The sequence below is a fragment of the Chitinophaga sp. genome, assembly GCF_035564935.1.
Lineage (GTDB): Bacteria > Bacteroidota > Bacteroidia > Chitinophagales > Chitinophagaceae > Chitinophaga.
The window spans coordinates 1-6,752 of record NZ_DATMTE010001052.1 but is presented as its reverse complement, the minus strand read 5'-3'; the positions used below and the strand labels follow the sequence as shown (position 1 = coordinate 6,752).

Below are 6,752 nucleotides of genomic sequence, written 5' to 3'. Positions count from 1 at the left end.
AGATATAAAAAGGGAATATTATTTTTGCCGGAATAGAATAGGACAGCAGCCATCGCTTTCCCGGAAAACACCATTAACAGTGACAACTTAATTAACCCTTATGAACCACGTATTTGAGCAGGTTTATGAAATGGAGGCAGTGAGCGGATTATCCAAACATGAACAACTGGTAAATGGTATTTTAAATGCCATACAAAATAAAGGACTTGCACAGGGCGATATGCTCCCCTCTGTGAATGAGCTGATCAATGAATTTGGATTCGCCCGGGAAACCATTGCCAAAGCTTATAAGGAGCTGGTAAGCCGGGGCATTGTAGAGCCCAGGAACCGGGTTGGCTTTTTCGTAGCCAATGTGAATATAAAGCAACACCTGCGTATAGCACTGGTGTTATTTGCCTTCGATGCCTTCCAGGAAATGTTCTATAAAACCTTCCGCGCCGGTTTGGGTAAAGATGTGCATATAGATATCTTCTTTCATCATAATAACATAGAGGTACTGCAAAGTATCGTAAACAGCGTGAAAGGTAAATACGGCATGTACGTGATAGCACCTATCCCGCATAATAAAACTGCCGGTATCCTGGGGGCACTGCCAATGGATAAGTTCCTGATGATTGACCGTTATGAACCCATTCCCGGTGATTATTCCTATGTGGCGCAGGAGTTTAAGCATGCTTCCTATAAAGCCTTTTCTGCGCTGGCAGGAGTGATCAAACAATATAAAGGCATGGTATATTATCACCGCCCGGTGGCAGATACACCTATAGAAATCCTCCAGGCATTTAAGAAGTTTGTAAAGGATTTTAATATCAAAAGCGAGATAAAACCCGAGTACCTGCCAGGCACACTGGAAAAGGGAAAGGTGTATTTCACCATTAATAATGCCGAGCTGTGGACAATGCTCAAAGATTGTAAACAGATGAAACTAAAGCCGGGCAAAGACATCGGTATCCTGTCGCATAACGATGATATAGTAAAAGAACTGATCTTCGACGGTATCACTACCTATACTACCGATTTTAAACTGATGGCGGAAAAGGCCGCTGCTTTTGTATTAAACCGGGAAAAGATCCGGGAAATCATTCCCACTGTACTTATCAGAAGGAAATCGTTATAACCCCATCTCATAAAATTTCATACAAAAGGATCGTTATTAAACGTATCCTTTACGCCTGTTCTGGTATTGTTTTAGCCTAACCTGATTGCCGTTTAACCCACTCCCCGTTTTTTTGCAGATATGCAAAAAATAATCGTGCATTTCTTTTGGCGGTTATGAAAAAAATATATATTTGCTATAGGATAGTATAGGATAGTACAGAATAACATTCCTATTTCACGTGATACCAGAATCAATCATTATTACTTAGAATCAGTTTCCAGGTTAAGATGGAATGAATGAAGTAAACGTTATGAAATAAAACTTTTTTCTCCCTTTTATTGCTGAATACCACGTACACTCATGATGGCCGTTTGCCCCGCCAGGCACGGAAAATACCGTCATGCGCATGAACGCACGTTATGTTTTTTTATACTTCCAATAATTGCTCTTAATATGTTCAGGAAATTTACTTGCTACAAGAAGAGATTTACTGCCGTGTTGCCAACGGCATTATCCACTCCCTGCTACCTTTTGATCCTGCTGTTTATGATAATGGCAGGAAACACTTATGCGCAGGCGCCCGCCCGGGTAACTATTACGGGATCGGTGTCTGATACCGCCGGAAGGTCGCTGGAAGGCGCCACCATTGCTGTAGACGGAAGAAGTTCCGCAGGAACGGCTACCGACAGGAATGGTAAATTTATCCTGGATGTAGCCGTAGGCGCTACCATCCAGGTAACTTTCGTAGGCTTTATAGAACAACGTTTCGTGGTGAACGCCACGCAAAAAGATTATCACATCCGCATGAAAAGCGTGATCGCCTCGGTAGATGAAGTAGTGGTAACCGCGTTTGGCCGCAAACAAAGAAAAGAAGCCGTGGTAGGCTCTGTTACCAGTATCAATCCCGGCGACCTGAAGATCCCCACCAGTAACCTTACCAATGCCCTGGCCGGGCAGATGGCGGGTGTAATTGCCTTCCAGCGCGGAGGCCAGCCCGGGGCGGATAACTCCCAGTTCTTTATCCGTGGTGTTACTACGCTCGGATACAGCGCCAGTCCCCTTATCCTCGTAGATAACGTGGAACTGAGCGCCAACGACCTGGCCCGTTTACAGGTAGATGATATCGCCAGCTTTTCTATCCTGAAAGATGCCAGCGCTGCAGCCCTCTACGGCGCCAGGGGCGCCAACGGCGTGATCCTCGTTACTACCAAAGAAGGTAAACCAGGTAAAGCCAGGGTAAGCGTTCGCCTGGAAGATGCCATCTCTACACCTACACAAAACCTGGAACTGGCAGACCCTATTACCTTCATGAAACAATACAATGAAGCCGTAACTACCAGGAATCCACTGGCAACACCTTACTTCACGCCAAATACCATCGTTGCTACACAGGCCACCATTGACAAAGCACCAGGTAGCAACCCGTATGTATACCCGGCGGTAGACTGGATGAAGACATTGTTCAAAGACCAGACCACCACCAAACGCGCTAACTTCAGCGTACAGGGCGGATCAGATGTGACCAAATATTATATGGCCGGATCTTATTCCCGCGACAACGGTATTTTACAGGTAAACCCGGTGAATAACTTTAACTCCGGGATGAAGTTCGAAAACTACCAGCTGCGCTCCAACGTAAACGTAAAGATCACCAAAACAACAGAAGCAGTGGTTAGGCTCTGGGGTAACTTCAACGACTATACGGGACCTATTACCGGCGATGCCTCCGGGTTGGCCACCGACCTGTACTCAAGAGCGCTGCATACCAGCCCCGTGGCATTTCCTGCTTACTATGAACCGGATGCAAATAATATTAATACCAAACATATCCTGTTTGGCAGCGCTTATGGCAACGACGGTTCCCTGCTGAATAATCCCTACGCCAGCCTGATGTACGGGTATAAAAACTTTTCAGAATCCAGGATGTCGGCGCAGTTTGAGCTGAACCAGGATTTTAATTTTATTACAGAAGGACTCTCCTTCAGGGGTATTTTCAGCACCAACCGCTATTCCTACTTTGACCTGAGCCGCTCCTATAAACCTTTCTACTACGGTGTAGGCAGCTACGACCCCGATGCCAATACCTATGTGCTCAACTGGCTTAACAGCTCCCCGGGACAAGCCCAGGAGTTCCTGGGTTACTCGGAAGGTGCTAAGAATATCTATAGCTATATCTATTTACAAGGCGCTATCGATTACAACCGCGACTTCGGGAAAAGTAACCTGAGCGGTACGCTGATCGGTACCCGTCAGCAAACACTTTACGGTAATGCCGGAAGTTTGTTAGGATCCCTGCCTTACAGGAACCTCGGGTTTTCCGGACGCGCTACTTACTCATTCGATAAGAAATATTTTCTCGAATTTAACTTCGGCTACAATGGATCAGAAAGATTTGCACCACAACACCGCTGGGGCTTCTTTCCCACTATCGGCGGGGCCTGGGTGGTATCCAACGAATCATTCTGGGAAGGCGGTATCGCTAAAATTATTTCCCGCCTGAAGGTGCGCGGAAGCTATGGCCTGGTAGGGAATGACAATATCGGCAACCAGCGCTTCTTCTATCTCTCCAGCGTAACGCCGGATGACGGCAACGGTCCGGGCGCTACTTTTGGCACCAATAACAGCTTTAGCCTCAAAGGCACTACCATACAGGCATACCCTAACCCGGATGTAACCTGGGAAACTTCTAAAAAAGGTAACCTCGCAGTGGAAATGACGATCGCGGATAAACTGAATGTAACAGCCGAAGTATACAACGAAAACCGTTACAATATCCTGATCAAACGTGGCTATATCCCTGTTACTGCAGGTATCGAAGGTTCTGCCTCCAATAACCTCCAGGCAAACCTTGGTAAAGTAGATTCAAAAGGCTTCGATCTTCATCTCGATTACAAACAGAATTTTTCAAAAGATATGTGGTTATCTGTGATGGCTAACCTCACGGTAACAGATAACAAGGTGCGCTATTATGAAGAACCGGAGTATAAATATGCATACCGCTTCTCTACCGGTAACCCGGTTAACCAGCAGTTTGGATATGTAGCGGAACGACTTTTTGTAGATGACAAGGAAGCAGCTAATTCACCTGTACAAAACTTTGGCAGCGAGTTTCCAAAAGGCGGTGACATCAAGTACCGGGATATTAACGGCGATGGCGTAATTAACCAGGACGACCAGGTGCCTATCGGCTTGCCTACCACACCGCAGATCATTTATGGTTTCGGTTTTTCATTCGGGTATAAAAGCTTCGATGTGAGCGCATTTTTCCAGGGCCTGGCAAGGGAATCTTTCTTCATTGATCCGAAGGCTACAGCACCATTTGCAGATAACGCCCAACTGCTGCAGGTGTATGCAGACAATCACTGGTCTGAAGAAAATCAGAACCTGTACGCCCTGTGGCCACGCCTGTCTACCACGCACATTGCCAACAACGAACAAAGCAGTACCTGGTGGTTACGTGACGGTAGCTTCATGCGGTTGAAGTCTGTTGAAATGGGTTATTCATTGCCGAAAAGATGGATCGCCCCACTGAAGTTAACCAGCTTCCGCGTGTACTTCAGCGGTCTGAACCTGCTCACCTTCAGCAAATTCAAACTGTGGGATCCGGAGCAGGCGGGTAATGGTTTTGCTTATCCTATCCAGAAAGTGTTCAACCTGGGTGTAAATCTTAATTTCTAAGTATAAAAAATATAAAACAATGAGATTTTTTAAAAGAACATTGTTGGTAGTATTGCCGGTCATCTTATCAGTATCCTGTAAAAAATACTTAGATGTAACACCGGATAACGTAGCTACGCTGAACAGCTCATTTGCCAATGCAAATGAAACACAGGCTTACCTGTTTGGTTGTTATTCCAATATGCAGGGCCTGGCGGATGTAAGGCGCAATGCAGGTTTCACCAGCTCGGGGGAAGTGATTTTCCCGATAGACCTGCTGGATAAAAACACGCTTGGCGGCGCAGGCGGCGATAATGGTTTCAATGTAATGCGCGGGTTGCAGAACAGCCCCAATCCTATATTGAATTTCTGGGATGGTTATAACATGGGATTAAACCTGTGGCAATCCATCCGCATGTGCAATACCTTTCTCGACAACGTAGACCAGCCACTGGATCTGCCGCAGTTCCAACGCAACAGGTGGGTGGCGGAAGCAAAGTTCCTGAAGGCGTATTATCATTACTGGCTCATCAGGATGTATGGCCCTATTCCTCTTTCTGATGTAGCATTACCGGTAAACACACCCACAGAAGAAGCCCGGCTGAAACAGCAATCCGTTGACTCCTGCTTTGGCTACGTAGTAAGCCTGCTGGACCAGGCCATTCCCGACCTGCCGGATGTAATCCAGAATGCAGGCGCAGAAGCAGGACGCATTACTTCCGTAATTGCAAAGGCTGTGAAAGCAGAAGTACTGGCTACACAGGCAAGCCCGTTGTTTAACGGTAACCCTGATTATGCAGCTATCAAAGGTAAAGAAGGACAAAGCCTTTTCCCCGTAGCCTATGATGCCTCAAAATGGCAACGGGCCGCCACCGCCTGTAAGGAAGCAATTGACGCCGCCGTGGCCACCGGCGCAGCTATTTACCAGTTCAGGGCCAGCGGGGGAATTGTACATATGTCCGACAGTACCAAACAACTGGTAACGCTGCAGGGCGCCGTTACCGACCCATGGAATACGGAACAGGTATGGACCCTCAACCCGCAATTCGGCTGGCAATACATGGCTTCACCAAGAGTAACTGCAGATGCAGCCTCCAATGGCTTTGCCGTGTATTCCAACTTCTCCGTTCCAATGGCGCAATCCGAACTGTTTTATACACAAAACGGCGTACCTATTAATGAAGACAGAACCTGGGACTACGCCAACCGCTATAAAACACAGGCCGGCGATGATGCACACAAGTATTATATCCGCAAAGGCTATGTCACTGCCCGCGGTAACTTCTACCGGGAAGCGCGTTACTATGCAGATGTTGCCTTTGATGGCAGTCTCTGGTTTGGCTCCGCTAATACCGACGACAACAATGCCAACTACGTAAACGCCGTGAATGGTTTTGCTGCGTATACCCCTACCCGTTATAACGTTACCGGCTACTGGCCAAAGAAACTGGTGCCATGGCAAACCGCCTTCGGACAAACGACCGTGCAAACCAATTATTCCTGGCCTTTCATGCGCTTACCCGCCCTGTGGCTGTTGTATGCAGAATGCCTGAATGAAGTGAGCGGTCCCGGTACGGAAGTATACAGCTACATCGACAAGGTAAGGGAAAGAGCCGGTTTACCGGGAGTAGTACAGGCATGGTCCAACTTCTCCCGTAATCCCGGCAAATACGGTTCTAAAGAAGGATTAAGAGCCATCATCCACCAGGAAAGAAGAATAGAACTGGCCTTTGAAGGACAGGCAGGATGGGATCTCCGGAGATGGAAAGAACTGCAGGCAGTACTCAACGGCCCGTTCCAGGGATGGAATGCAAAACAGCGCACCGTACAGGGATTCTACCAGCTCACCAATGTATATCAGCCGGTATTCGGATTGAGAGATTACCTGTTCCCCATCCAGGATTATGACATGCTGACCAATCCCAACCTGGTACAAACACCTTATTGGTGATAACAGGCAGGAAAGGACAAAATCATTTCAAACCAGTTTTAATTT

At 47.1% G+C, this 6,752-nt stretch carries 3 protein-coding genes; all 3 read left to right on the top strand.

The window, feature by feature from the left end:
- Positions 1-100: 100 nt before the first annotated feature.
- The 3 genes from VN105_RS27375 to VN105_RS27365 all read left to right on the top strand — a co-directional run bounded on the left by VN105_RS27375 (position 101) and on the right by VN105_RS27365 (position 6,707).
- Positions 101-1,117 carry a GntR family transcriptional regulator gene (locus VN105_RS27375; protein WP_325646257.1) on the top strand — a complete coding sequence of 339 codons (1,017 nt, stop codon included), beginning with the start codon at positions 101-103 and terminating at the stop codon, positions 1,115-1,117.
- Between the two features lie 435 nt (positions 1,118-1,552).
- On the top strand, positions 1,553-4,777 hold the full coding sequence (locus tag VN105_RS27370; RefSeq protein WP_325646255.1) for a TonB-dependent receptor: 3,225 nt from the start codon (positions 1,553-1,555) through the stop codon (positions 4,775-4,777).
- A gap of 19 nt (positions 4,778-4,796) precedes the next feature.
- Positions 4,797-6,707, top strand: coding sequence for a RagB/SusD family nutrient uptake outer membrane protein (locus VN105_RS27365; protein WP_325646253.1), 1,911 nt, complete (start codon positions 4,797-4,799; stop codon positions 6,705-6,707).
- The last annotated feature ends 45 nt before the right edge of the window (positions 6,708-6,752 follow it).

Coding starts and splice junctions, on each gene's coding strand:
- VN105_RS27375 (WP_325646257.1), top strand. CDS start 101: ATGAACCACGTATTTGAGCAGGTTTATGAAATGGAGGCAGTGAGCGGA.
- VN105_RS27365 (WP_325646253.1), top strand. CDS start 4,797: ATGAGATTTTTTAAAAGAACATTGTTGGTAGTATTGCCGGTCATCTTA.
- VN105_RS27370 (WP_325646255.1), top strand. CDS start 1,553: ATGTTCAGGAAATTTACTTGCTACAAGAAGAGATTTACTGCCGTGTTG.